The organism is Brevundimonas sp. ZS04 (assembly GCF_001956865.1).
In the GTDB taxonomy this organism is placed as follows: domain Bacteria; phylum Pseudomonadota; class Alphaproteobacteria; order Caulobacterales; family Caulobacteraceae; genus Brevundimonas; species Brevundimonas diminuta.
Genome location: NZ_MTHE01000002.1, coordinates 239,666 through 261,649, shown reverse-complemented (window position 1 = coordinate 261,649; position 21,984 = coordinate 239,666). Strand labels below are relative to the sequence as shown.

Genomic DNA, 21,984 nt, shown 5'->3' with positions numbered 1-21,984 from the left:
CGCGCCTGACCTAAGAAACAAGCAAAGTTCAGACACGAAAAGACACTGAAGATGGCCGATATCCTCACCCCCGCCCTCGGTGAATCCGTCGCCGAAGCCTCGATCGCCAAGTGGACCAAGAAGGTCGGCGACGCCGTGAAGAAGGACGAAGTCCTGGTCGAGCTGGAAACCGACAAGGTCTCGCTTGAAGTCGTCGCCCCCGCCGACGGCGTGCTGTCGGCGATCAACGCCAATGAGGGCGACACCGTCGTTCCCGGCACGGTGCTGGGCGCCGTGACCGAAGGCGGCGCGGCCGCCGCCTCGGCCCCGGCTCCGGCGGCTGTGGCTCCCGCCGCCGCTCCGGCCGCTGCTCCTGCCGCTTCTGGCGGCGCTGCGGTCGACATCGCCGTGCCGACCATGGGCGAGAGCGTCGCTGAAGGTTCGATCGGAACCTGGCTGAAGAAGTCGGGCGACACCGTCGCCAAGGACGAACTGCTGGTCGAGATCGAGACCGACAAGGTGGCCGTGGAAGTTTCGGCCCCGGCCGCCGGCGTCCTGACCATCGTGGCAGACAACGGCGCCACCGTGACCCCAGGTCAGGTGATCGGTTCGGTCGCCGCCTCGGGCGCCGCCGCTGCTCCGGCTGCTCCGGCTCCGGCTGCGGCTCCGGCCAACACGGGTTCTGCCCAGGCGCCGGCCTCGGCGCACCTGTCGCCTGCCGTTCAGCGTGTCGTTTCGGAAAACAATCTGAACCCGGCCACGCTGTCGGCCTCGGGTCCGAAGGGCAACATCACCAAGGCCGACGCCATCGCCGCCATCGGCGTCGCCGCTCCGGCGGCTCCGGTCGCCGCTGCGCCTGCCGCGCCGCGCGCCGACCAGCCGCGCGAAGAGCGGGTGAAGATGACGCGCCTGCGTCAGACCATCGCCCGTCGCCTGAAGGAATCCCAGAACACAGCCGCCCAGCTGACCACCTTCAACGAGGTGGACATGACCAACGTCATGGCCCTGCGCGCCCAGTACAAGGAAGTCTTCGAGAAGCGCCACGGCGTGAAGCTGGGCTTCATGTCCTTCTTCACCAAGGCCGTGGTTCAGGCCCTGCACGAAATCCCGGCCGTCAACGCCGAGATCGACGGCACAGACATCATCTACAAGAACCACTACGACATCGGCATCGCCGTCGGCACCGATAAGGGCCTGGTGGTTCCGGTGCTGCGCGACGCCGATGCCCTGTCGCTGGCCGGCATCGAGAAGGGCATCGGCGCCCTGGGCAAGGCCGCCCGCGACGGCGCCCTGACCATGGACCAGATGCAGGGCGGCACCTTCACCATCACCAACGGCGGCACCTACGGCTCGCTGATGTCGACGCCGATCCTGAACGCGCCGCAGTCGGGCATCCTGGGCATGCACAACATCGTGCAGCGCCCGATGGCCATCAACGGCGAGGTCAAGATCCGCCCGATGATGTACCTGGCCCTCAGCTACGATCACCGTATCGTCGACGGCAAGGAAGCCGTGACCTTCCTGGTCCGCATCAAGGAACTGCTGGAAGACCCGGCGCGCGCCCTGCTGGACCTGTAAGGTCCGCACCACGCGAACGACTGACGACGGCGGGATCTTCGGATCTCGCCGTTTTCAATTGCGCGCCCCGCAGGCGTGTTAGGCTGGCGCCATGAGCCTGGTCGAGATCGCCCGCTATCAAGACGTCTACGAGGCTGATCTGGCCGCGGCCTTCCTCTCGTCGCACGACATCGAGGTGTCGGTGACCGAGCGATTCCAGACCACGATCGACCCCCTGATGCAGCGCGCCCTGGGCATTCGCCTGATGGGCCGGGCGGACCAGGCGTCGCAAGCGCGCGATCTGCTGGCGCGCGCGGGGACGGGCGAGTTCGCGACCGATGAAGGCGATGATCTCGACGCGCCGGATACGACGGTTCGCACGGCTTCGCGCGGATTGGCCCTGTTCGCCTTTGCGACCGGCGCCGGCTTTGTCGGCACGGCCATGCCGCGTCGCTTCAACGCGCTGCAGTGGGCGGGCCTGGCGCTGATTGCGGCGATCCTGCTGCTGTCCGCGGGCGCCTATCTGTGGGCGTGGGTGAACGGCGCCCTGGGTTGAGGCGTTGCAGGCGGTTGACGAGCGCGTCGAAAATAACGGAGCTTCGCGCCCGCTTCCTTGTGATGGAGAGTTTGCTTGCGTCTCAATCTGATTCCTGCGTCCGGCGCCCTGACCCTGGCGGCTGCGCTCATGGCTTGCGGGCCGGCCCCGGCCGAAGCACCCGCCGCCGCGCCCAAGGCGGAAGACGCTGCGGCGGCTGCTCCCGCAACGGCCCCGGCTGTCGCCGAGAGAAGCGCCGACTTCCGCCGCACCGATCCGGCCCAGGCTGATCTCAAGCTGATCGAAGAAGGCGCCGAATGGCGCGTGCTGATCCGCGCCGGGGGCCTTCCGAACGGCGGGGCCACGGCGGCGGATTGCGAGCTTCAGGCGCGCGGCGCCCAGGACCGCGACGACGTCATCCACGCCAGGCTGATCCCGTTTGAAGGCGAGGTGAATGAACTGACGGCGGCCGACATCGGCGCCGATGCGCCGGTCGTCACGGTGCGCGTGGGGCCGGAAGGGGCCTTCGTCGAGGACAGCACGGCCGCCAACCGCTTCTGCGGCATGGGTTCCGACATCTCGGGCTTCTACAGCCGCACCCAGACGCCGGACTGACGGCGTATCAGGGGCCTAGAGGCCGACGTCCCAGACGCCCGCGTCGCGCATGCGGCATTCGCGGGCTTCTGCGGCGCGGCCGCCCATGTCCTGGGCCATGCCGCGAATGGCGTCGGACACCGTGGTCTTGTGCAGGCCGGGCGTCACCGCATGGATGAAGGCGCACCCCGCCAGGCGCAGCAGCTTGAAGCCGAAACGCGACGACGCGGCCATATGTTCGAGATAGGTCTCGTCGACCTCTCGCGGGTGATCGCGGAACAGGCGGTTGAAAGCGTTCGACATGAAGACAGCCTAGCGTGGTCGCGCCGGTCCCTCTACCCGGCGGCCGCATTCTGGCCTAAACCCGCCGTAGCAACATGGGGCGCTTCGTCACGCCGCTTCAACCCCGCGTGAGGCCCCTGCCGAGATCTAAAAGGACGACCGATGGCCGACGGCAAGACCACTTCCGCCCAAACTTTCCGCTGGGAAGACCCCTTCGACCTGACGGGCCGTCTGACCGACGAGGAGCGGATGGTGCAGGACGCGGCGCGGTCCTATGCGCGCGAGGCTCTGCTGCCGCGCGTGGTCGCCGCCTTCCGCGACGAAGTGTTCGATCGCGCCATCATGACCGAGATGGGCGAAATGGGCTTCCTGGGCGCCATGCTGCCGGAACAGTACGGCGGCTCCGAAGCGTCGCACGTCGCCTACGGCCTGATCGCGCGCGAGGTTGAAGCGATCGACAGCGGCTATCGCTCGGCCATGTCGGTGCAGTCGTCCCTGGCCATGTATCCGATCTACGCCTTCGGCTCGGACGAGCAGAAGGCGAAATTCCTGCCCAAGATGGCGGCGGGCGAGCTGGTCGGCTGCTTCGGCCTGACCGAGGCGGACGGCGGGTCGGATCCGGCCTCGATGAAGACCACGGCGGTCGCGGTCGACGGCGGCTATCGCCTGAACGGCGGCAAATACTGGATCACCAACTCGCCGATCGCCGACCTGGCCATCGTCTGGGCCAAGCTGGACGGCGTGATCCGCGGCTTTATCGTCGAGCGCGATTTCGACGGCTTCACCACAGGCAAGATCGGCGACAAGCTGTCGCTTCGCGCCTCGGTGACGGGCGACATCGGCCTGAACGACGTCTTCGTGCCGGAGGCCAACATTCTGCCGGGCGTCCAGGGCCTGCGCGGGCCGTTCTCCTGCCTGAACAAGGCGCGCTTCGGCATCGCCTGGGGCGCCATGGGCGCGGCGGAGTTCTGCTTCCACGCCAGCCGCGACTATGTGGCCGAGCGCACCCTGTTCGGTCGTCCGTTGTCGTCGCGCCAGCTGGTGCAGAAGAAGCTGGCCGACATGCAGACCGAGATTTTCCTCGGCTTCGAGGGCGCCTACGCCCTGGGGCGTCTGCTGGACACGGGCGCCTGGGTTCCCGAGGCCATCAGCCTGATGAAGCGCAACAACTGCGGCAAGGCCCTGGCCGTGGCGCGCGAGGCCCGCGACATGCACGGCGGGGCCGGCATCACCGGCGAGCTGCACGTCATGCGTCACGCCATGAACCTGGAGACGGTCAACACCTATGAGGGCGCGCACGACGTCCACGCCCTGATCCTGGGCCGCGCCATCACGGGCGAAGCCGCCTTCTGAGACAAGCGTTGCAGAAAACGCGCGACGCGACGATCCTTTGCCGTTGTCGTGCGTTTGTCTCGCCTGCGGGGCGGCGATGATCGCCCGTCTGTCGGCCGAAGGCGGTCGGCGCGTGAAGGAAACCGGAATGACCAAACACAGCCTGCTGGCCGGCGCCGCCCTGGCGATCTTCAGCTTCAGCGGCATGGCCCAGGCTGCGCCCATGGTCGCGGCGACGACGGCTGTCCAGTCGCCTGTAGCGGCCATGCCCTATGACGCCCGGCGCGGCGTCTTCACCTTCGCCGCCGGGCTGGAGGAAAGCCTGCCCGCCGTGGTCCAGGTGACGACCCTGGGCCAGTCGCGCGGTCCCAGCTCGGAAAACAATCCCAAGCCGTCGCAGGGCGGCTCGGGCGTCATCATCGACGCGCGCGAAGGCATCATCGTCACCAACCACCACGTCATCGAGAACGGCCAGAAGTTCACGGTCGACCTGATCGACGGCCGCCTGTTCGACGCCACCCTGATCGGCGCGGACAAGGCGACGGACATCGCCGTGCTGAAAATCGACGCCACGGGCTTGTCGCAGGTGGCGACGGTGGATTCCGACACCCTGCGCAGCGGCGATCTGGCCTTCGCCGTCGGCTATCCCCTGGGCCTGGACCAGACCCTGACCATGGGCGTCATCTCGGGCCTGAACCGCTCGGGCATGGGCGACGCCATTGAGGACTACATCCAGACCGACGCGGCGGTGAACTCGGGCAATTCGGGCGGGCCGCTGCTGGACAGCCGGGGGCGCCTGATCGGCATCAACACCGCCATCCTGTCGGGCGGTTTCGGCGGCGGCAACGACGGCATCGCCTTCGCCGTGCCGACGCGCATCATGATGTTCGTGGTCGACCAGCTGCGCGCCACCGGCGAGGTCAAGCGCGGCCGCGTCGGCCTGGGCCTCGGCTCCCTGACGGCCGAGCGCGCGCGCGAAGTCGGGCTGAACATCGTGCGCGGCGCCGTGGTCTATGACGTCGAGCCGGGCTCGGCGGGCGAGAAGGCGGGGCTGAAGCCCGGCGACGTGCTGACGCGCATTCAGGACCGCCCGGTGGCCAACGCCGGTTCGGTCCAGGCCACGGTCGGCATCGCCCGCGCCGGAACCCAGATGCCGGTCGTCTATCTGCGCGACGGCCGCGAGGCCTCGACCCGGCTGACGGTCGAGCCGTCCGATCCGGCCGCCGTGCGTCTGGGCGCCCAGGCCGCCATGTCGCGCGGCCTGACGGTGCGCAATCCGGCTTCGGGCCGCGGGGCCCAGATCGCCGTGGTCGAGGCGGGGTCGTCCGCCGCCGCGGCTGGGTTCCAGGCTGGCGATGTGGTGGTCCAGGCGAACGGCGCCGAGATCGCCGACATGAAGGATCTGGCCCAGCGTCTGCAGGCGGCGGGCGAGGCGGTCATGCCGATCATCGTCCTGCGCGACAACGAACGCGTCGAGATCGACCTTCCGGCCTGATCCGCGCCGTCTGAAGCTCTACGGCTTCGCCCGCGTGACCCGGCGTCGCGCGGGCGAAGTCTTGTGCGTCTGTTGGGAAGCGGACAGCAAAACGCCCGCGCTGCCGGGGAGGGGGAGGAGGGGCAGGCGCGGGCGTCGCTTGGAGGAAGCATCGACCCGCCGAAGCCCTTTACGCGGAAAAATCCGGGGGGCTGGGGGGGCTGTTCAGGATCCGGGACTTTTCCGAACTCCGACGGGCCGATGATGCATGTGTGCGCGCCGTTCCGGGCGGGCGAAGGACCGAATGGGGGCGTTTTCGTGTCGCTTCGTATTTTCCCGATCGGTGAAGCTTAGACCTTCGACAGGATCAGGGTGGCGTTGGTGCCGCCGAATCCGAAGCTGTTGGACATGACGTGCTTCAATTCGCCGTCGTGGCGCTGACGCAGGATGGGCATGCCCTCGAACTCGGGGTCCAGGGTCTCGATGTGGGCGCTTTCGGCGGCGAAGCCGTGCTTCATCATCAGCAGGCAGTAGATGGCTTCCTGCGCGCCCGCCGCGCCGAGCGAATGGCCCGTCAGCGACTTGGTCGAGGAGATCATCGGCATGGCGTCGCCGAAGACGTTGCGCACCGCGCCCATCTCCTTGCTGTCGCCGACCGGCGTCGAGGTGCCGTGCGGGTTCAGGTAGTCGATCTTGGGATTGCCGGCCATCTCCAGCGCGATCTTCATGCAGCGCTCGGCGCCCTCGCCTGAGGGGGCCACCATGTCGTAGCCGTCGGAGTTGGCGCCGTAGCCGGTGACTTCGGCGTAGATGGTCGCGCCGCGCGCCACGGCGCGTTCGTATTCTTCCAGCACGATGATGCCGGCGCCGCCGGCGATGACGAAGCCGTCGCGGGCCGAGTCATAGGCGCGGCTGGCCTTGTCCGGCGTGTCGTTGAAGTTGGAGGACATGGCGCCCATGGCGTCGAACATGTTCGACATGGACCAGTCGATATCCTCGCAGCCGCCGGCGAAGACCACGTCCTGCTTGCCCCAGGCGATCTGTTCGGCGGCCGCGCCGATGCAGTGGGCGCTGGTCGCGCAGGCCGAGCTGATCGAATAGTTGACGCCCTTCAGTTCGAACCAGGTGGCCAGCACGGCCGAGGGGCCGGACGCCATGGCCTTGGGCACGGCGAAGGGGCCGACGCGCTTGGGCGAGCCCTTTTCGACGGTCGTCTGGGCCGCCTGCAGGATGACCTGGGTCGAGGGGCCGCCCTCGCCGACGATCAGGCCGATGCGCGGATCCTTGATCTCTTCGGCGGTCAGGCCGCTGTCCTTCAGCGCCTCTTCAAAGGCGATGTGCGCCCAGGCCGTGCCGTTGGCCAGGAAGCGGGCGGCGCGACGGTCGACCAGCGGCGCCCAGTCCTCGGCCGTATGACCCAGGGCGGGCGGCGCCCAGACCTGGGATCGGAAGCCGTATTTGGCGTGGTCGGCGGCGTGCTGGACGCCCGACTTGGCGTCGCGAAGGGAGGCCGCGACCTGATCCTGGCCGGTGCCGATGGAAGAGACGATGCCCAGTCCGGTGACGACGACACGCCGCATGGTGTTTCCAATCCTACAAAGTCTGCGGACGCCGCGTTGGCCGCGGCTATCCATCAAGTGGGGTCAGGCGGGGTCGGGTTCCACCGGGGCCGCGCCGCCGAACAGGCCGACGCGCATGTCCTGACAGGTGTAGATGACCTCGCCGTCGGCCTCGAGCACGCCGTCGGCGATGCCCATGACCAGCTTGCGGTTGATGACGCGCTTCAGGTGGACCTTATAGACCACCTTCTTGACGTCCGGCGTCACCTGGCCGGTGAATTTGACCTCGCCGACGCCGAGCGCACGGCCCTTGCCCGGTCCGCCGATCCAACCGAGGTAGAAGCCGACCAGTTGCCACATGGCGTCCAGGCCCAGGCAGCCCGGCATGACCGGATCGCCGATGAAGTGGCACTGGAAGAACCAGAGGTCCGGGTTGATGTCGAGTTCAGCCTCGACATAGCCCTTGCCGTAGTCGCCGCCGTCGGCGCTGATGGTCTTGATCCGGTCGAACATCAGCATGGGCGGCGCCGGCAGTTGGGCGTTGCCCGGACCGAACAGCTCGCCCCGGCCCGAGGCCAGCAGGCCTTCGTGATCGAACGACGACGGATATTGCGACTGGCTCAAGGGAAATCGGCTCCGAAAGGTGTTGCTGGCGGGTTACACGACCCGAGGGCCGCGCTCAACCATGCCGTCAGTATATGAGATCAGGAAGCGCGGCCGGTTCCAGCGGGGCGGGCGGCGTTGCACAGGGACCGCTCTTGGGTTCCGAAGACCGCCCGCTCGGCGACCCAGCCGCGCAGCTTGCGCGCCCGCACCCGGCACCAGCCGTCCTCGCATTCGTCCAGAGGAACCAGGGCGCGGGGCGACAGAAGAGCGCGGACCGAGGCGGTCTCGGACCGACCCGAGCGGATCGGCACGGCCTCGTCCGAACGGTTGAACACGCTGCGGCGGCCCGAAGCCACCGTGCGATGAATCCAGGCCACGGAGCCGTCGGGATCGCAAATTTTTCGCCACTCGCGCGTCTCGGCGATCACCTGAACCGGTAGGCCGGCGGCGCGATATTCCCACAGGATGCGGTAGTCGAGGCCCGGCCCCTGACGCGCCCGCACCTGCGAGGATTTCAGCGTCACCCAGCGCGGCACCTCCAGCCCCGTCGGGGTCGGGCGGCCGTCGGGCATGGTCGATCCCGCCGACAGCAGAACGCCGGTCATGAGGACAGCGGCGAGGGCCGCGACGCGAGGCGCCCTTTTGATCCTGACCGCAGCTTTGCTAGACACCGAATATCGACCCGTTCCGAACGGGCGCCGCCCGTGGAAAACCCAGGTCTCCTATGTCCGCTCGCAAGCTTAAGGTCGTATTAACCAGACGCCTGCCTGACGCGGTCGAAACGCGGATGCGCGAACTTTTCGACGCCGAGCTGAACCTGACCGACCGGCCGATGTCGCGCGATGAACTGGCCGCGGCCCTGCAGCGGGCCGAGGTGCTGGCGCCGACCATCACCGACCAGCTGGACGCCGAACTGATCGCGAGCGCAGGCGATCAGTTGAAGATGATCGCCAACTTCGGCGCGGGCGTGGATCACATCGACATCGACGCCGCCGTCGGGCGAGGAATCATCGTCACCAATACGCCGGGCGTCCTGACCGAGGACACGGCCGATCTGGGCATGAGCCTGATCCTGGCCGTCAGCCGCCGCATCGTCGAGGGCGCAGGCGTGGTCGAGGCCGGGCGCTTCGAGGGGTGGAGCCCGACCTGGATGTGCGGCCGCAAGCTGTGGGGCAAGCGCCTGGGCATCGTCGGCATGGGCCGCATCGGCCAGGCTCTGGCTCGTCGCGCCAGGGCTTTCGGGATGCAGGTCCACTATCACAACCGCAAGCCCGTTCCGGACATGATCGCCGAAGAACTGGGCGCGACCTGGTGGGACGATCTGGACCAGATGCTGGCGCGGATGGACGTCGTCTCGCTGAACTGTCCGGCGACGAAGGAGACGCACCATCTATTGTCGGCCGAGCGCCTGGCCCGGCTTCAGCCGCACGCCATCCTGGTCAACACCGCGCGCGGCGAGCTGATCGACGAGGCCGCCCTGGTCGAGGCGCTGGACCGCCGCGCCCTGTTCGGCGTCGGCCTGGACGTGTTTGAAAACGAGCCCAAGGTGCATCCGGGTCTGCTCGGCCGTGCGAACGTGGTGCTGCTGCCTCACCTCGGCTCGGCCACCCTCGAGGCGCGTCAGGACATGGGCGACCGGGTGATCGCCAACATCATGACCTATCAGAACGGCCACCGCCCGCCGGACCGGGTCATCCCGGCGATGCTCTAGCGTGAGCTGACCCGCAGACAGCGCAGGCCGGATCGGCGGCGATCTTCACGACGCGGCTGCTTCCGGCCAGGCCGTCGTACAGCATCAGGCGGCCGGTCAGCGGCTCGCCCGCGCCGGTGATCCGCTTGATCGCCTCCAGCGCCGCCATGGCGCCGATAACGCCGGCCAGGGCGCCGACCACGCCGACGCGGGCGCAGGTCTCGGCGTCGGGCGGAATCTCGGGCACCAGGCACTGGTAGCAGGGCCGCCCCTCGAACACTGACACCTGCCCCGACCAACGGCCCAGGGCGCCGGAGACCAGCGGCTTGCCCGCCGCCACGCAGGCGGCGTTGACGGCCAGCCGCGTCTCGAAATCGTCGGTGCCGTCCAGCGCCAGGTCGAAGTCCCGCATCAGAGCCGCCGCGCTGTCCGGCGTGACGCGCTGGTTGAAGGTCTGGACCGTGACGTGCGGGTTGAGAGCGTTCAGCCGCGCGGCGCCCGCCTCGACCTTGGCGCGGCCGGGGTCTTCGGTGGTGAAGGCGATCTGGCGTTGCAGGTTGGACAGGGCGACCGTGTCGTCGTCGATCAGGCCCAGCGTCCCCACCCCGGCGGCGGCCAGATAGAGGGCGGCCGGATTGCCCACCCCGCCCATGCCGACGATCAGCACGCGGGCGCGTTTCAGCGCCTGCTGGCCGGGACCGCCGATCTCGGACAGCACCAGCTGGCGGGCGTAGCGGTCGACTTCCTCGTCGGAGAAGCGAACCGGGGCGAGAGGGGCGGAAGACTGGGTCACGCCGACTGTCTAGCGCAGTCGGACGGATGCGTCAGGCCGGAACGGGCGCGATCCCGACGGCCAGGGCCAGCAGGGTCTCGGCGCGGGCGGGACTGAGCTGGTCCAGGGCCTCGCCGTTCAACAGGCGGGCCGCCTCGGGCGTCAGCTCGGCCAGGATCATGGGCCAGTCGCCGAACCGGCGGCCGCTGACAGCGACGTCAGACAACAGGCGCAGGTTTTCATGGCGCGGATCGACCCGCAGCCGGTCCATCAGGCGGTCGACGTCGGTTCGGCGGCCCTCGATGATCTGCAGGAACTGGCCGCCATGGCGCATCAGGGCGCTGGTCAGACCTTCGCGGCGATTGTTGCGCTCTGACTCGCCGAGGATCTCCGCCAGGATCAGGAGGCTGGTCGCCGCGCCGCCGACGGCGTCGCTGACATAGATGGCGCGGTGCAGGGGCAAGGGAACTCGAAACGCAAACGCAGCCTCCCCCGCCTCGCGGACGGCGAGATGATGGGGCGGCCGGGGGCGTTCCCCTGTCATGGGGCGATTAAGAATCTCTTATGGTTAAGCTTTTCGGGCGGTTGCGACAAAGCCTGATCTTGCGGCGGGCCACGGGCTTCGCCATGTCAACGGCCATGAACATGAGCGCCTCGAACTTCCCCGACTGGCACGGCACCACCATTCTGGCGGTGCGCAAGAACGGCCGCACCGTCATCGCCGGCGACGGCCAGGTCTCCATGGGGCCGACCATCGTCAAGGGCGCGGCGCGCAAGGTGCGCACCCTGGCGAACGGCAAGGTTCTGGCGGGCTTCGCTGGGGCGACGGCCGACGCCCTGACCCTGATCGAGCGGCTGGAGGCCAAGCTGGAGCAGTACCCGGACCAACTGGCCCGCGCCTGCGTCGAGCTGGCCAAGGACTGGCGCACCGACCGCTATCTGCGGAGGCTGGAGGCCATGCTGCTGGTCGCCGACAAGGACACCATTCTGACCGTCACCGGCGTCGGCGACGTGCTGGAGCCGGAATACGGCGTCGCGGCCGTCGGCTCGGGCGGCAACTACGCCTTGGCCGCCGCCCGCGCCCTGATCGACGAGCACACCGAGCTGGACGCCGAACAGATCGCCCGCAAGGCCATGAAGATCGCCGCCGACATCTGCGTCTACACCAACGGTAATCTCACCATTGAAAGTCTGTAGGGCGCTATCGCTCGCCGCGCGGCGGCTTGCTGCTTGAGCGCCTGATTATCCGTATTTCTGGACCGTCCGAACCATGACTGATCTGTCTCCCCGTGAAATCGTCTCCGAGCTGGACCGCTTCATCGTCGGTCAGGACGACGCCAAGCGCGCCGTGGCCGTGGCCCTGCGCAACCGCTGGCGCCGCAAGCGCGTGCCGGACGACCTGCGTGACGAGGTCACGCCCAAGAACATCCTGATGATCGGCCCGACGGGCGTGGGCAAGACCGAGATCGCCCGGCGTCTGGCGCGTCTGGCCGGCTCGCCCTTCCTCAAGGTCGAGGCGACCAAGTTCACCGAGGTCGGCTATGTCGGCCGCGATGTGGATCAGATCATGCGCGATCTGGTCGAGAGCGCCCTGGTCATGGTGCGCGACAAGCGCCGCTCGGGCGTCAAGGCCCGCGCCGAAGGTCAGGCCGAGGAACGCATCCTGGACGCCCTGGTCGGACCGGGTTCCCAGCCCGCCACCCGCGAGGCCTTCCGCAAGAAGCTGCGGGCGGGCGAGCTGGACGACAAGGAGATCGAGATCGCCCTGGCCGATACGACCTCGCCGCTGCAGGGGCTGGACATGCCGGGCGGCGGCGGCAACGTCGGCCTGCTGAACCTGTCGGAGATGCTGGGCAAGATGGGCGGCGGCCGCACCAAGACGGTCAAGCTGACCGTGCGCGACGCCCTGGCGCCCCTCGTCACCGAGGAGAGCGACAAGCTGCTGGATCAGGAAAGCCTGACCAAGGAAGCCCTGCTGCTGGCCGAAAACGAGGGCATCGTCTTCCTGGACGAAATCGACAAGGTGGCCGCGCGTCAGGATCGCGGCGGCGGCGCCGACGTGTCGCGCGAAGGGGTACAGCGCGACCTGCTGCCCCTGATCGAGGGTACGACCGTCTCGACCAAATATGGCCCGGTGAAGACCGACCATGTGCTGTTCATCGCCTCGGGCGCCTTCCATGTGGCCAAGCCGTCGGACCTGCTGCCCGAACTGCAGGGCCGCCTGCCGATCCGGGTCGAGCTGAAGGCCCTGACCCGCGACGACTTCAAGCGCATCCTGACCGAGCCCGAGGCCAATCTGATCCGTCAGAACCAGGCCCTGCTGGCGACCGAAGGGGTCGAGCTGGTCTTCACCGACGACGCGGTCGAGGCCATGGCCGACGCCGCCGTGGCCGCCAACTCCACCGTCGAGAACATCGGCGCGCGCCGTCTTCAGACGGTGATGGAGCGCGTGCTGGAGGAAACCAGCTTTAAGGCGTCGGACCTGTCGGGCCAGACCCTGATCTTCGACGGCGACAAGGTGCGCGAGAAGGTCGGCGACCTGGCCAAGAACGTCGACCTGAGCCGGTTCATCCTGTGATGGGCTGATCCGCTGTCGCGGCGGTGCGGGGTCAGCCCCGCATCGCCTCCACCGCTTCCACCAATCGCTCTAGTTCCGCAGGGCTCGACAGCCGATGGTCGCCGCCTTCGATCAGGTCGAGGCGCAGGTCGCCGCCGCTCAGGCGTTCGGCCAGCTCGACCTGATGACGCCACGGCACCACATCGTCGGCGCGGCCCTGCAGCACATGGACCGGCGCGGTGATATCGATCCGGCCGTCCAGCAGCAGCCAGTCGCGGGCCTCCTCGAACATGCGCCGGGTCAGGACGTAGGAGCCGAGCCCTTCCTCGGTGATGACCGTCTCGCCTTCGCGCAGGATGGCCTGCCGCTCATGGTCGGCCAGACCCGGCCACATCAGCTTTTCGGTGAAGTCCTGCGCCGGATTGACCAGCACCACGCCCTTGACCCGCTCCGGCCGCGCCAGCGTCGCCAGCAGCGCCACCCAACCGCCCATCGATGATCCGACCGGAACCACCGGGCCCTCAAGACTGTCGATCAGGGCGACGGCGTCCTCCCGCCAGCGGCCGATGGTGGCCTGCTTCCAGTCGCCTGAAGACACGCCGTGGGCGAAGTGGTCGTAGCGCACATAGCTCCAGCCGCGCTCTCGGGCGGCGGCGTCCAGCGCCAGCGCCTTGGTCCCCTCCATGTCCGAGCGGAAGCCGCCGATCCAGATGACGGTCGGGCCGTCGCCCTTGATCGCCTTATAGGCCAGGGCCTCGCCGTCGGGGCGGATCAGCGTCTGGACGTCGGACATGGGAAGCTCCTCGGACTGTCATTCCTCGCGGAATGGCTTTAGCAGAGACGACGATTGTTCACAGAGGCCGCGAGGCGCCCGCTTGTCTGCTCCCAAAGCCCTGTTCGTCAGCTCCAACCGGATCGGCGACTGCGTCATCTCCTCGGGCGTGATCCGCGAGATCGCGCGCCAGTTGCCGGGCGTTCAGATCACCGTCGCCTGCGGTCGTCCGCCCGCGCCCTTCTTCCGTTCGGCGCCGAACGTCGAGCGCGTCATCATCCTCGACAAGAAGAAGGCCGCCGGACACTGGCTCGATCTTTGGAAGCAGGTGCGCGGGACCAAGTGGGACATGGTCGTGGACATCCGCGGCTCGGCCCTGGCCTATCTGATCCCGGCCAAGCGTCGCATCGTCTACAACCGCCGCTGGGAGACGGGGTTGCGCAAGGTCGAGATGGTGTCGCGCCTGATGGGCTCGGCTATGCCGTTGGACCCGGAAATCTTCCTCGATGCTCAGGCCCGCGCCGAGGCCGCCGCCGTCATTGATCCCCAACTGGCCGCCGGGCCGGGCGAAGGGCCGATCATCGCTTTGGCGCCCATCGCCCACCAGCCGGGCAAGTCCTGGCCCGCCGAGCGCTGGGGGCAATTGGTCGAAAAGCTGAAGGCTGAGCCGCGCTTCGACGGCTGGCGCTTCATGCCCGTCGGCGGTCCCGGCGACCGGCCGCCCGCGACCCCGGCGCTGGAGGCGGCGGGACCGCGCGCCATCGACTGCGTGGGCAAGGGCGACATCCTGTGCTCGGCTGCGGCCATCGACCGGGCGACCCTGTTCGTCGGAAACGACAGCGGCCTGATGCACGTCTCGGCGGCGTTGGGGCGGCCCACCCTGGGCCTGTTCGGTCCGACCGAGTGGTGGCTGTACGGGCCGTGGGGGCCGAAGACGCGCACGGCGGCGTCCAATGAGACGCGCGGCCAGTTCGCCCCGATCGAGGATCTGAGCGTCGATCATGTCTTCGATGCGGTGCTGGACCTGCACGACGCCTATGTCGCTGAAGGGGCCGTAAAGGCCTGAAGGCCCGAAATCCCTTGAAATAGCGGCCTTGCGTCGCCATATTCCGGCCGCTTGGAACGCAGCCGCAGCCTTGCGCGCTGAATCCTCGCAACCAGTTTCGCCTGTCTTCTGATCACATAAGGAAACGACGCCCATTCGCCGTCCCATGCAAGCGCCGCCCGTAAAGGACGGGCCGCCCATCAACCAGGATATCCGCGCCGCCCGCGTTCTGCTCATCGACCAGAATGGGGAAAAACAGGGCGTCATGCCGCTGTCGGCCGCGCTGGAGGCCGCCGAGGAGGCGGGCCTGGACCTGGTTCAGATCGTCGCCAACGCCGAAACGCCGGTGTGCAAGATTCTGGACTACGGCAAGCATCGTTTCCAGGAACAGAAGAAGAAGGCCGAGGCGCGCAAGCGTCAGAAGGTCGTCGAGCTGAAGGAAATCAAGCTTCGGCCGAACATCGACACGCACGACTACGACGTGAAGGCCAAGGCCATGCACCGCTTCTTCGACGACGGTGACAAGGTCAAGGTGACCATCCGCTTCCGCGGCCGCGAAATGGCCCACCCCGAATTGGGCATGAAGCTGATGAACAAGGTCCAGGCCGATTTCGAGGAAGAGGCCAAGGTCGAGTTCGCGCCCAAGATGGAAGGCCGCCAGATGATCATGATCCTGGCGCCCCGCTGATCGCGGACTTGAACAGAAGACTTTGAAGACGCCCCGGCCGCATGGCTGGGGCGTCTTACTATCCGGCGAGACGAGAACGAATGACGGCGCAGACGACAAAGGCTTCCGGCGCGGGGACGCCGACCCTGGCGGTGCTGTTCGCCGTGGTCTTCATCAATCTGGTCGGGTTCGGCCTGGTGGTGCCGCTGCTGCCCTTCTTCGCCCAGAGCCTTCAGGCCGAGCCGTGGCAGATCACCCTGATGTTCTCGGCCTATTCCTTGGGTCAGTTCTTCGCCGAGCCCTTTTGGGGGCGGCTGTCGGACCGGATCGGGCGCAAGCCGGTTTTGCTGATCACCCTGGCGGCCAACGCCGTAGGCTATCTGTTGCTGGCGTTCGCGCCCAACATCTGGGCGGCGATCCTGGTGCGGATGTTCACGGGGCTGGGCGCGGGCAATATCTCGACGGTCCAGGGCTATATCGCCGACGTCACACCGCCCGAGCGTCGGGCCGGGCGCATGGGGTTGATCGGCGCCGCCTTCGGCCTGGGCTTCATTGTCGGCCCGGGCATGGGCGGCCTATTGGCCCAGCCGCAGATGGGCCATGTCGGCTATCAGCTGCCTATCTTCGCGGCCTCGGGCGCGGCGGTGCTGGCGGCGCTGGGGGTGATGTTCTTCCTGCGCGAAAGCCGGGCCAAGGCCGATCCGGCGGCGCCGCGCCCCGCCTTCCTGTCGGGGATTCAGTTCGCTCGCACGGACGAGGTGGTGTCGCGCGTCCTGGTGGTCAGCCTGATCTATCTGGCGGGCTTTTCGGCCATGGAGGCCGCCTTCGGCCTGTGGGCCGAGCATCGCTACGCCTGGACGGCGCGCGAGGTGGGGCTCAGCTTCATGATCGTGGGTCTGGTCTCGGCCGTAAACCAGGGGCTTTTGGCCGGTCGGCTGGCGCGGCGCTTCGGCGAGGCGCGGGTGCTGGCGGCGGGGATGCTGCTGTTCGGGACGTCGCTCATTCTGCAGGTGGTCGCGCCGCCGGCCTGGTTCCCGGCGACGCAGATCGACCTGGGGCTGTTCGTCATTCCGGTGTCGGCCGGGTGGATCATTCCCATCGTCATGGGGATCGGCGCCTGCGGCATGTCGCTGGCCATGCCCAACATTTCGGCCCTGATCAGCCGTTCGTCCCCGCCGGATCGGCAGGGGGCCATGCTGGGGCTGAACATGGCGGCCGGGTCGATGGCGCGCATCGTCGGCCCCATGGTGGCGGGGGTTCTCTATTCCGCCGTGGGGCCGGACTGGCCCTTCCTGGTCGGGGCGGTGCTGACGGTTCCGGCGGCGGTCATGGCGATCAACGCCGGGCGCGCCGCGCGCCGTCGGGCGGCTCAGGTCTGAACCCGTTCATGCGGACTCTTCTTGCCTCCGGTCCCCGTTTGGCGTAGAAGCCGCGCCTTCGCGTACCGGACCGCCGGGCGAACAGGCATGCCTGGGCGGTCTTAAATCGGTCATCTGACCTTGGGGCTCAAGTAGCCCGAAGGGCGGGAGACCCCTCAATAAAGAGAGTGAAAATGCCGAAGCTGAAGACGAAGTCGGGCGCCAAGAAGCGCTTCAAATTCACCGCGACGGGCAAGGTCAAGGCTGGCGTGGCCGGCAAGCGCCACCGCCTGATTAGCCACAACTCGAAGTACATCCGCCAGAACCGCGGCACTTCGGTCATGGCCGACGCCGACGCCAAGAAGATCAAGTCCTACATGCCGTACGCCTGATCGGCGCGCTGCATCACTGATCCTCTCCGCTAATCGAATTTGAATTAAGTCCCTCAAACAGCGAGGCCCCGCGGGCCGAGCGGTAGGGACTTCCCGAAGGGAAAACCAAAATGGCTCGCGTCACCCGGGGCGTTACGTCCCACGCCAAGCACAAGAAAGTCCTGAAGCAGGCCAAGGGCTTCTATGGCCGCCGCAAGAACACCATCCGCGCCGCCAAGGCCGCGGTGGATCGCGCCGGTCAGTACGCCTACCGCGACCGTCGCAACAAGAAGCGCTCGTTCCGCGCCCTGTGGATCCAGCGCATCAACGCCGCGGCCCGCACCGAAGGCTTCACCTATTCGCAGTTCATGCACGGCCTGAACAAGGCGGGCATCGAGCTGGACCGCAAGGTTCTGGCCGCCATCGCCGCCGATGAAGCCGGCTTCAAGGGCATCGCCGACAAGGTTCGCGCGGCCCTGGCCTAAGCGCTCAAGCAGCGAGACCCCGCGGGTCGAGCGCTAGCGCAAAAGAACAAACGCCCGTCCCGGTCGCCGGGGCGGGCGTTTTTCATGGGGGCCTGACCTTTCGGGCGTGTCGGGCGTTGGGGTGAGGCAGCCGGTCGCCGATCGGCGTTTCAGGAGGCTTCGCCATGTCTGTCGCCCGCGTCACCGAAATCACCGCGTCCTCGACCGTCAGCTTCGAGGACGCCATCGCTCAGGGCGTCGCCCGCGCCGACAAGACCCTGCGTCACGTCGAAGGCGCCTGGATTCAGGAGCAGAAGGTGATCGTGCGTGACGGCGCGATCGCCGAATATCGAGTCAACATGAAGGTCACCTTCATCCTCGCGGATTGAGGCGGATCGACGCTGAAAGGCTTTGCGAGACGGCTGCGGCGGGCTAGACGCTGCGGACCATGACCGATCTCGCCCAGCTAGAACTCGACCTGATCAACGCCATCGGGGCGGCCTCGACCGTCGCCGCGATCGAGGAGGTGCGCGTCGCCGCCCTCGGCAAGACGGGGACCGTCTCGGCCCTGCTTAAAGGCATGGGGGCGCTGAGCCCCGATGAGCGCCGTGAGCGCGGCCCCGTCATCAACGGCCTGCGCGACCGGGTGTCGTCGGCCCTGACCGCCCGCAAGGCCGAGCTGGAGGCCGCCGAACTGGACGCCCGCCTGTTGGCCGAGCGCGTCGATCTGACCCTGCCCAGCCGCCCACGCCGCAAGGGCGGGGTGCATCCGACCATGCAGGTCATGGACGAGATGGTCGCCGTCTTCGCCGACATGGGCTTCTCGGTCGCCGAGGGGCCGGACATCGAGGACGACTTCCACAACTTCACGGCGCTGAACTTCCCGCCCAAGCATCCGGCGCGGGAGATGCACGACACCTTCTTCCTGAAGCCCGACCCGCAAACGGGCGAGCGCAAGGTGCTGCGGACCCACACCAGCCCGGTGCAGGTCCGCACCATGATGTCGCAGAAGCCGCCGATCCGCATCATCGCGCCGGGCCGCACCTTCCGTAAGGATTCAGACGCCACCCACACGCCGATGTTCCACCAGATCGAAGGCCTGGTGATCGATCGCGACATCCACATGGGCCATCTGAAGACGACGCTGGAGACCTTCATCGCCCGCTTCTTCGAGCTGGACGATGTTCACGCCCGGTTCCGCCCGCACCACTTCCCCTTCACCGAGCCATCGGCCGAGATGGACATCCGCTGCGACCGTTCGGGCGGCAAGCTGACGCTGAACGAGGGCGAGGACTGGCTGGAGATCCTGGGTTGCGGGATGGTGCACCCGAACGTGCTGCGCAACTGCGGCATCGATCCGGACGAGTATCAGGGCTTCGCCTTCGGCATGGGCGTCGACCGCCTGGCCATGTTGAAATACGGCGTGCCCGACCTGCGCCCCATGTTCGAGGCCGATACGCGCTGGCTGGCGCACTACGGCTTCTCCGCCTTCGCCGCGCCGAACCCGGCGTCGGGCCTCAGCTGATATTGAAAGAGCGATCCCATGACTGACGCGACCAACACCGCCGCCGCTGAACCGATCGTCCTGGAGCTGCTGGGCCCTGGCCCGAACTATGCGAACAAGACGGTCTGGCTGCCCCAGCTGTTCATGGAGACGGCGCGCGCCGGGTCCATGGTCATTGAAGGCCGCCGGTTCGAGAATTGCCTGATCGAGGGGCCGGCCGTCCTGCTGCCGCTGGAAGGCTGCAACTTCGACGGCTGCAACATGGGCGACGCCCATGGCGATCCGCGCAACCTGATGCTGAGCCCGCAGGGTCCGCAGCGCGTGACCGGCCCGATTCCGTTCAAGAACTGCCAGTTCATCAACTGCAACTTCCTGGGCGTCGGCTTCACCGGCTCGTCCGCCTTCCTCGACAACATGGCCAAGGCCCTGGCGCAGCCGCAGGACGGTGCGACCCAATGAAGTTCACGCTTTCCTGGCTGAAGGCCCATCTGGACACCGAGGCCGAGGTCGATCAGGTCGCCGAGGCCATGACGATGGCCGGGCTGGAGGTCGAGGAGGTCCACGACCCCATCGCCGCCCTGGCGCCCTTCACCGTCGCCAAGATCATCTCGGCCGAGCGTCATCCGAACGCCGACCGGCTGCAGGTTTGCCAGGTCGAGACCGTGGACGGCCTGAAGGAGATCGTCTGCGGCGCGCCGAACGCACGGGCTGGCCTGACCACCATCTACGCCCCCATCGGCGCCTATGTGCCCGGCCTGGGCGTGACCCTGGTCGAGAAGCCGGTGCGCGGCGTGGTGTCCAACGGCATGCTGTGCTCGGGCGCGGAGCTTGAACTGCCCGACGAAAGCGACGGCATTCTGGAACTGTCCGACGACCTGCAGGTCGGCCAGCCCGCCGCCGGCGTGTTCGGCGCTGAGCCGGTCATCGACTTCGAGGTGACGCCGAACCGTCCCGACTGGCTGGGCGTGGCGGGCATCGCCCGCGATCTGGCCGCCGCCGGCCTGGGCAAGCTGACGACGCCGGAGATCGCGCCGGTCGCCGGCGCGTTCGACAGCCCCGTCTCGGTGACGCTGGAGGCGCCCGAGCTGTGCCCGGTCTTCGCCGGCCGCGTGATCCGGGGCGTGCAGAACGGCCCGTCGCCGGAGTGGCTGCAACAGCGGCTGACGGCGATCGGCCTGCGTCCGATCAACCGCCTCGTCGACATCACCAACCTGATTTCCTACGACCGCGCGCGGCCGTTGCACGTCTATGACCTGGCGAGCCTGTCGGGCGACGGGATCGTGGTGCGCGCCGGTCGCGGCGCCGCCGACCAGATGGAAGCCCTGGACGGCAAGACCTATGCGCCGGGCGCCGCCGACTGCGTCATCGCCGACGACGGGGGCCAGCGCGCCATCGGCCTGGGCGGCGTCATGGGCGGCGTCTCCACCGGCTGTTCGGACGAGACGGTCGACGTCTTCGTCGAAAGCGCCTGGTTCGACCCTATCGTCACGGCCCAGACGGGCCGCTCGCTGGGCGTCAGCTCCGACGCCCAGTACCGCTTCGCGCGCGGCGTCGACACAGCCTCGGTCGTCCCCGGTCTGGAGCTGGCGACGCAACTGATCCTGGACCTGTGCGGCGGCGAGCCGTCGACGGTCACGGTGGCGGGGCAGGCCCCGGCCGCCCCTGCCGCCTTCGCCTTCGACCCGGCCTATGTGAAGCGCCTGTCGGGCATGGACCTGGGCGAGGACCGGATCTTCGAGATCCTGTTCGCCTTGGGCTTCACCGTCATGCGCGGCTCGCCCTGGTCGGTGACGCCGCCGTCCTGGCGTCGCGACGTCGAAGGTCCGGCTGATCTGGTCGAGGAGGTCGCCCGCATCGAGGGCTACGCCGCCCTGCCCGACGCGCCCCTGCCGCCGGTCGCCCCGGCGCCGGGCGGGGTGCTCAGCTCGCGTCAGGCGCGCGTGCGCACGGCCCGTCGCGCCTTGGCGGCCCTGGGCTACGCCGAGGCCGTCACCTGGTCCTTCACCAAGCAGTCGATCGCCGCCCTGTTCGGCGGCGGGGACGAGCGCCTGGTGCTGGAGAACCCCATCGCGGCCGATCTGGACTGCATGCGGCCCTCGGCCCTGCCGAACCTGATCCAGGCGGCGGCGCGCAACGCCGCGCGCGGCCACGCCGACGTCGCCCTGTTCGAGATCGGCCCCATCTATCTGGACGACCAGCCGAACGGCCAGCGCACCGTCATCGCGGGCCTGGCGGCGCCGCACGCCGACCGCCACTGGGGCGGGGCGGGGGAAGACCCCCTGTTTGCACTGAAGGGCGACCTGATGGCCGTGCTGGAAGAGATCGGCGCCCCGGTCGCCTCCCTGCAATTGGCGCAAGGGTCGAACCGCGACTGGTGGCACCCCGGCCGTTCGGCCCGGCTGCAACTGGGGCCCAAGAACGTCATCGTTGAGTTCGGCGCCCTGCACCCGCGCGTGCTGAAGGCGCTGGACGCCGACGGTCCCATGCTGGCCTTCGAGATCGTGCTCGACTCCGTGCCGGAACCGCGCGGCCAAAAAGGGAAGAGTGGGGCGGGCAAGGCGCGCGGCGCGGCGGACCTGCCGAACCTGATGCCCCTGACCCGCGACTTCGCCTTCCTGATGGATGAAGCCAAGGCCGTAGGCGACCTGACCCGCGCCGTGGCGGGCGCCGACAAGGCCCTGATCGCCGAGGTGCGCGTCTTCGACGTCTATCGCGGCCAAGGCGTGCCGGAAGGTCAGAAGTCGGTGGCGATCGAGGTCGAGGTCCAGCCCCGCGCCGCCACCCTGACCGAAGCGGAGATCGAGGCCCTGACGGCCAAGATCACGTCTGCTGCGACCAAGGTCGGCGGAACACTGAGAAGCTGAAC

The 21,984-nt window shown here is 68.2% G+C and carries 24 protein-coding genes; 17 read left to right on the top strand and 7 right to left on the bottom strand.

What is annotated here, in order from left to right; translation table 11 throughout:
* Window positions 1-51: 51 nt before the first annotated feature.
* The 3 genes from odhB to BJP32_RS04365 all read left to right on the top strand — a co-directional run bounded on the left by odhB (window position 52) and on the right by BJP32_RS04365 (window position 2,686).
* Window positions 52-1,557 carry a 2-oxoglutarate dehydrogenase complex dihydrolipoyllysine-residue succinyltransferase gene (gene odhB, locus BJP32_RS04375; protein ID WP_046652595.1) on the top strand — a complete coding sequence of 502 codons (1,506 nt, stop codon included), beginning with the start codon at window positions 52-54 and terminating at the stop codon, window positions 1,555-1,557.
* A 91-nt stretch (window positions 1,558-1,648) separates the two neighbouring features.
* Window positions 1,649-2,092: a hypothetical protein gene (locus BJP32_RS04370; RefSeq protein ID WP_046652594.1), complete on the top strand. Its 444-nt coding sequence runs from the start codon at window positions 1,649-1,651 to the stop codon at window positions 2,090-2,092.
* A 75-nt stretch (window positions 2,093-2,167) separates the two neighbouring features.
* Window positions 2,168-2,686 carry a hypothetical protein gene (locus BJP32_RS04365; RefSeq protein ID WP_046652593.1) on the top strand — a complete coding sequence of 173 codons (519 nt, stop codon included), beginning with the start codon at window positions 2,168-2,170 and terminating at the stop codon, window positions 2,684-2,686.
* Between the two features lie 15 nt (window positions 2,687-2,701).
* Here the strand turns inward: BJP32_RS04365 and BJP32_RS04360 are convergent, their stop codons facing one another.
* Window positions 2,702-2,968, bottom strand: coding sequence for a DUF6356 family protein (locus BJP32_RS04360; protein ID WP_003166451.1), 267 nt, complete (start codon window positions 2,966-2,968; stop codon window positions 2,702-2,704).
* A gap of 141 nt (window positions 2,969-3,109) precedes the next feature.
* Between BJP32_RS04360 and BJP32_RS04355 the strand changes: the two genes are divergently transcribed.
* Window positions 3,110-4,300 carry an acyl-CoA dehydrogenase gene (locus BJP32_RS04355; protein ID WP_003166450.1) on the top strand — a complete coding sequence of 397 codons (1,191 nt, stop codon included), beginning with the start codon at window positions 3,110-3,112 and terminating at the stop codon, window positions 4,298-4,300.
* Window positions 4,301-4,427: 127 nt separating this feature from the next.
* Window positions 4,428-5,774, top strand: coding sequence for a S1C family serine protease (locus BJP32_RS04350; protein ID WP_076223134.1), 1,347 nt, complete (start codon window positions 4,428-4,430; stop codon window positions 5,772-5,774).
* A gap of 329 nt (window positions 5,775-6,103) precedes the next feature.
* Here the strand turns inward: BJP32_RS04350 and fabB are convergent, their stop codons facing one another.
* From fabB to BJP32_RS04335, 3 genes are all read right to left on the bottom strand, one after another.
* A complete protein-coding gene (fabB, locus tag BJP32_RS04345) occupies window positions 6,104-7,333 on the bottom strand; it encodes a beta-ketoacyl-ACP synthase I (RefSeq protein ID WP_076223069.1) in 1,230 nt (409 codons plus the stop codon).
* Window positions 7,334-7,396: 63 nt separating this feature from the next.
* Complete coding sequence (gene fabA, locus BJP32_RS04340; protein ID WP_003166446.1) at window positions 7,397-7,936, bottom strand: 3-hydroxyacyl-[acyl-carrier-protein] dehydratase FabA; 540 nt, start codon at window positions 7,934-7,936, stop codon at window positions 7,397-7,399.
* Between the two features lie 80 nt (window positions 7,937-8,016).
* On the bottom strand, window positions 8,017-8,523 hold the full coding sequence (locus BJP32_RS04335; protein ID WP_003166445.1) for an SH3 domain-containing protein: 507 nt from the start codon (window positions 8,521-8,523) through the stop codon (window positions 8,017-8,019).
* A 119-nt stretch (window positions 8,524-8,642) separates the two neighbouring features.
* Between BJP32_RS04335 and BJP32_RS04330 the strand changes: the two genes are divergently transcribed.
* Window positions 8,643-9,629 carry a D-glycerate dehydrogenase gene (locus BJP32_RS04330; RefSeq protein ID WP_046652591.1) on the top strand — a complete coding sequence of 329 codons (987 nt, stop codon included), beginning with the start codon at window positions 8,643-8,645 and terminating at the stop codon, window positions 9,627-9,629.
* On the opposite strand, the gene BJP32_RS04325 is transcribed toward BJP32_RS04330, so the two are convergent.
* Entirely contained in the window at window positions 9,610-10,401 is a 792-nt protein-coding gene (locus tag BJP32_RS04325; protein ID WP_076223067.1) for a molybdopterin-synthase adenylyltransferase MoeB, read from the bottom strand. The two genes, BJP32_RS04330 and BJP32_RS04325, sit on opposite strands and share 20 nt — an antisense overlap.
* Before the next feature lie 31 nt (window positions 10,402-10,432).
* Window positions 10,433-10,843, bottom strand: coding sequence for a BLUF domain-containing protein (locus BJP32_RS04320; protein WP_003166443.1), 411 nt, complete (start codon window positions 10,841-10,843; stop codon window positions 10,433-10,435).
* Between the two features lie 164 nt (window positions 10,844-11,007).
* Between BJP32_RS04320 and hslV the strand changes: the two genes are divergently transcribed.
* Complete coding sequence (hslV, locus tag BJP32_RS04315; RefSeq protein ID WP_162200519.1) at window positions 11,008-11,577, top strand: ATP-dependent protease subunit HslV; 570 nt, start codon at window positions 11,008-11,010, stop codon at window positions 11,575-11,577.
* 73 nt (window positions 11,578-11,650) lie between these two features.
* Complete coding sequence (gene hslU / locus BJP32_RS04310) at window positions 11,651-12,958, top strand: ATP-dependent protease ATPase subunit HslU (protein ID WP_003166441.1); 1,308 nt, start codon at window positions 11,651-11,653, stop codon at window positions 12,956-12,958.
* A gap of 31 nt (window positions 12,959-12,989) precedes the next feature.
* On the opposite strand, the gene BJP32_RS04305 is transcribed toward hslU, so the two are convergent.
* Window positions 12,990-13,730 (bottom strand): alpha/beta fold hydrolase, encoded by a 741-nt coding sequence (locus BJP32_RS04305; RefSeq protein WP_046652588.1) that lies wholly within the window; start codon window positions 13,728-13,730, stop codon window positions 12,990-12,992.
* Between the two features lie 82 nt (window positions 13,731-13,812).
* Here BJP32_RS04305 and BJP32_RS04300 point away from each other — a divergent pair, with 82 nt between their 5' ends.
* From BJP32_RS04300 to pheT, 9 genes are all read left to right on the top strand, one after another.
* Entirely contained in the window at window positions 13,813-14,775 is a 963-nt protein-coding gene (locus BJP32_RS04300; RefSeq protein ID WP_046652587.1) for a glycosyltransferase family 9 protein, read from the top strand.
* Window positions 14,776-14,920: 145 nt separating this feature from the next.
* Entirely contained in the window at window positions 14,921-15,442 is a 522-nt protein-coding gene (infC, locus tag BJP32_RS04295) for a translation initiation factor IF-3 (RefSeq protein WP_003166438.1), read from the top strand.
* Between the two features lie 80 nt (window positions 15,443-15,522).
* The gene (locus BJP32_RS04290) at window positions 15,523-16,800 is read left to right on the top strand and encodes an MFS transporter (RefSeq protein WP_076223065.1); all 1,278 of its coding nucleotides are present in this window, start codon (window positions 15,523-15,525) and stop codon (window positions 16,798-16,800) included.
* 173 nt (window positions 16,801-16,973) lie between these two features.
* Window positions 16,974-17,171 (top strand): 50S ribosomal protein L35, encoded by a 198-nt coding sequence (rpmI, locus tag BJP32_RS04285; protein ID WP_003166435.1) that lies wholly within the window; start codon window positions 16,974-16,976, stop codon window positions 17,169-17,171.
* Window positions 17,172-17,281: 110 nt separating this feature from the next.
* Window positions 17,282-17,635 (top strand): 50S ribosomal protein L20, encoded by a 354-nt coding sequence (gene rplT / locus BJP32_RS04280; protein ID WP_003166434.1) that lies wholly within the window; start codon window positions 17,282-17,284, stop codon window positions 17,633-17,635.
* A gap of 164 nt (window positions 17,636-17,799) precedes the next feature.
* Window positions 17,800-18,003, top strand: coding sequence for a dodecin family protein (locus BJP32_RS04275; protein WP_046652585.1), 204 nt, complete (start codon window positions 17,800-17,802; stop codon window positions 18,001-18,003).
* A gap of 59 nt (window positions 18,004-18,062) precedes the next feature.
* Window positions 18,063-19,139 carry a phenylalanine--tRNA ligase subunit alpha gene (gene pheS / locus BJP32_RS04270; protein ID WP_046652584.1) on the top strand — a complete coding sequence of 359 codons (1,077 nt, stop codon included), beginning with the start codon at window positions 18,063-18,065 and terminating at the stop codon, window positions 19,137-19,139.
* An 18-nt stretch (window positions 19,140-19,157) separates the two neighbouring features.
* Window positions 19,158-19,577 carry a hypothetical protein gene (locus BJP32_RS04265; protein WP_003166431.1) on the top strand — a complete coding sequence of 140 codons (420 nt, stop codon included), beginning with the start codon at window positions 19,158-19,160 and terminating at the stop codon, window positions 19,575-19,577.
* Window positions 19,574-21,982 carry a phenylalanine--tRNA ligase subunit beta gene (gene pheT / locus BJP32_RS04260; protein ID WP_076223063.1) on the top strand — a complete coding sequence of 803 codons (2,409 nt, stop codon included), beginning with the start codon at window positions 19,574-19,576 and terminating at the stop codon, window positions 21,980-21,982. The genes BJP32_RS04265 and pheT overlap by 4 nt, the downstream gene beginning before the upstream one ends.
* The last annotated feature ends 2 nt before the right edge of the window (window positions 21,983-21,984 follow it).

Bases quoted from the DNA above. Each gene is read 5' to 3' on its own strand.
- rpmI (WP_003166435.1), top strand. From the start codon at position 16,974: ATGCCGAAGCTGAAGACGAAGTCGGGCGCCAAGAAGCGCTTCAAATTC.
- BJP32_RS04360 (WP_003166451.1), bottom strand. From the start codon at position 2,968: ATGTCGAACGCTTTCAACCGCCTGTTCCGCGATCACCCGCGAGAGGTC.
- BJP32_RS04275 (WP_046652585.1), top strand. From the start codon at position 17,800: ATGTCTGTCGCCCGCGTCACCGAAATCACCGCGTCCTCGACCGTCAGC.
- BJP32_RS04350 (WP_076223134.1), top strand. From the start codon at position 4,428: ATGACCAAACACAGCCTGCTGGCCGGCGCCGCCCTGGCGATCTTCAGC.
- rplT (WP_003166434.1), top strand. From the start codon at position 17,282: ATGGCTCGCGTCACCCGGGGCGTTACGTCCCACGCCAAGCACAAGAAA.
- hslU (WP_003166441.1), top strand. From the start codon at position 11,651: ATGACTGATCTGTCTCCCCGTGAAATCGTCTCCGAGCTGGACCGCTTC.
- fabB (WP_076223069.1), bottom strand. From the start codon at position 7,333: ATGCGGCGTGTCGTCGTCACCGGACTGGGCATCGTCTCTTCCATCGGC.
- BJP32_RS04265 (WP_003166431.1), top strand. From the start codon at position 19,158: ATGACTGACGCGACCAACACCGCCGCCGCTGAACCGATCGTCCTGGAG.
- BJP32_RS04290 (WP_076223065.1), top strand. From the start codon at position 15,523: ATGACGGCGCAGACGACAAAGGCTTCCGGCGCGGGGACGCCGACCCTG.
- hslV (WP_162200519.1), top strand. From the start codon at position 11,008: ATGTCAACGGCCATGAACATGAGCGCCTCGAACTTCCCCGACTGGCAC.
- pheS (WP_046652584.1), top strand. From the start codon at position 18,063: ATGACCGATCTCGCCCAGCTAGAACTCGACCTGATCAACGCCATCGGG.
- BJP32_RS04355 (WP_003166450.1), top strand. From the start codon at position 3,110: ATGGCCGACGGCAAGACCACTTCCGCCCAAACTTTCCGCTGGGAAGAC.
- BJP32_RS04370 (WP_046652594.1), top strand. From the start codon at position 1,649: ATGAGCCTGGTCGAGATCGCCCGCTATCAAGACGTCTACGAGGCTGAT.
- BJP32_RS04305 (WP_046652588.1), bottom strand. From the start codon at position 13,730: ATGTCCGACGTCCAGACGCTGATCCGCCCCGACGGCGAGGCCCTGGCC.
- BJP32_RS04335 (WP_003166445.1), bottom strand. From the start codon at position 8,523: ATGACCGGCGTTCTGCTGTCGGCGGGATCGACCATGCCCGACGGCCGC.
- odhB (WP_046652595.1), top strand. From the start codon at position 52: ATGGCCGATATCCTCACCCCCGCCCTCGGTGAATCCGTCGCCGAAGCC.
- pheT (WP_076223063.1), top strand. From the start codon at position 19,574: ATGAAGTTCACGCTTTCCTGGCTGAAGGCCCATCTGGACACCGAGGCC.
- BJP32_RS04330 (WP_046652591.1), top strand. From the start codon at position 8,643: ATGTCCGCTCGCAAGCTTAAGGTCGTATTAACCAGACGCCTGCCTGAC.
- infC (WP_003166438.1), top strand. From the start codon at position 14,921: ATGCAAGCGCCGCCCGTAAAGGACGGGCCGCCCATCAACCAGGATATC.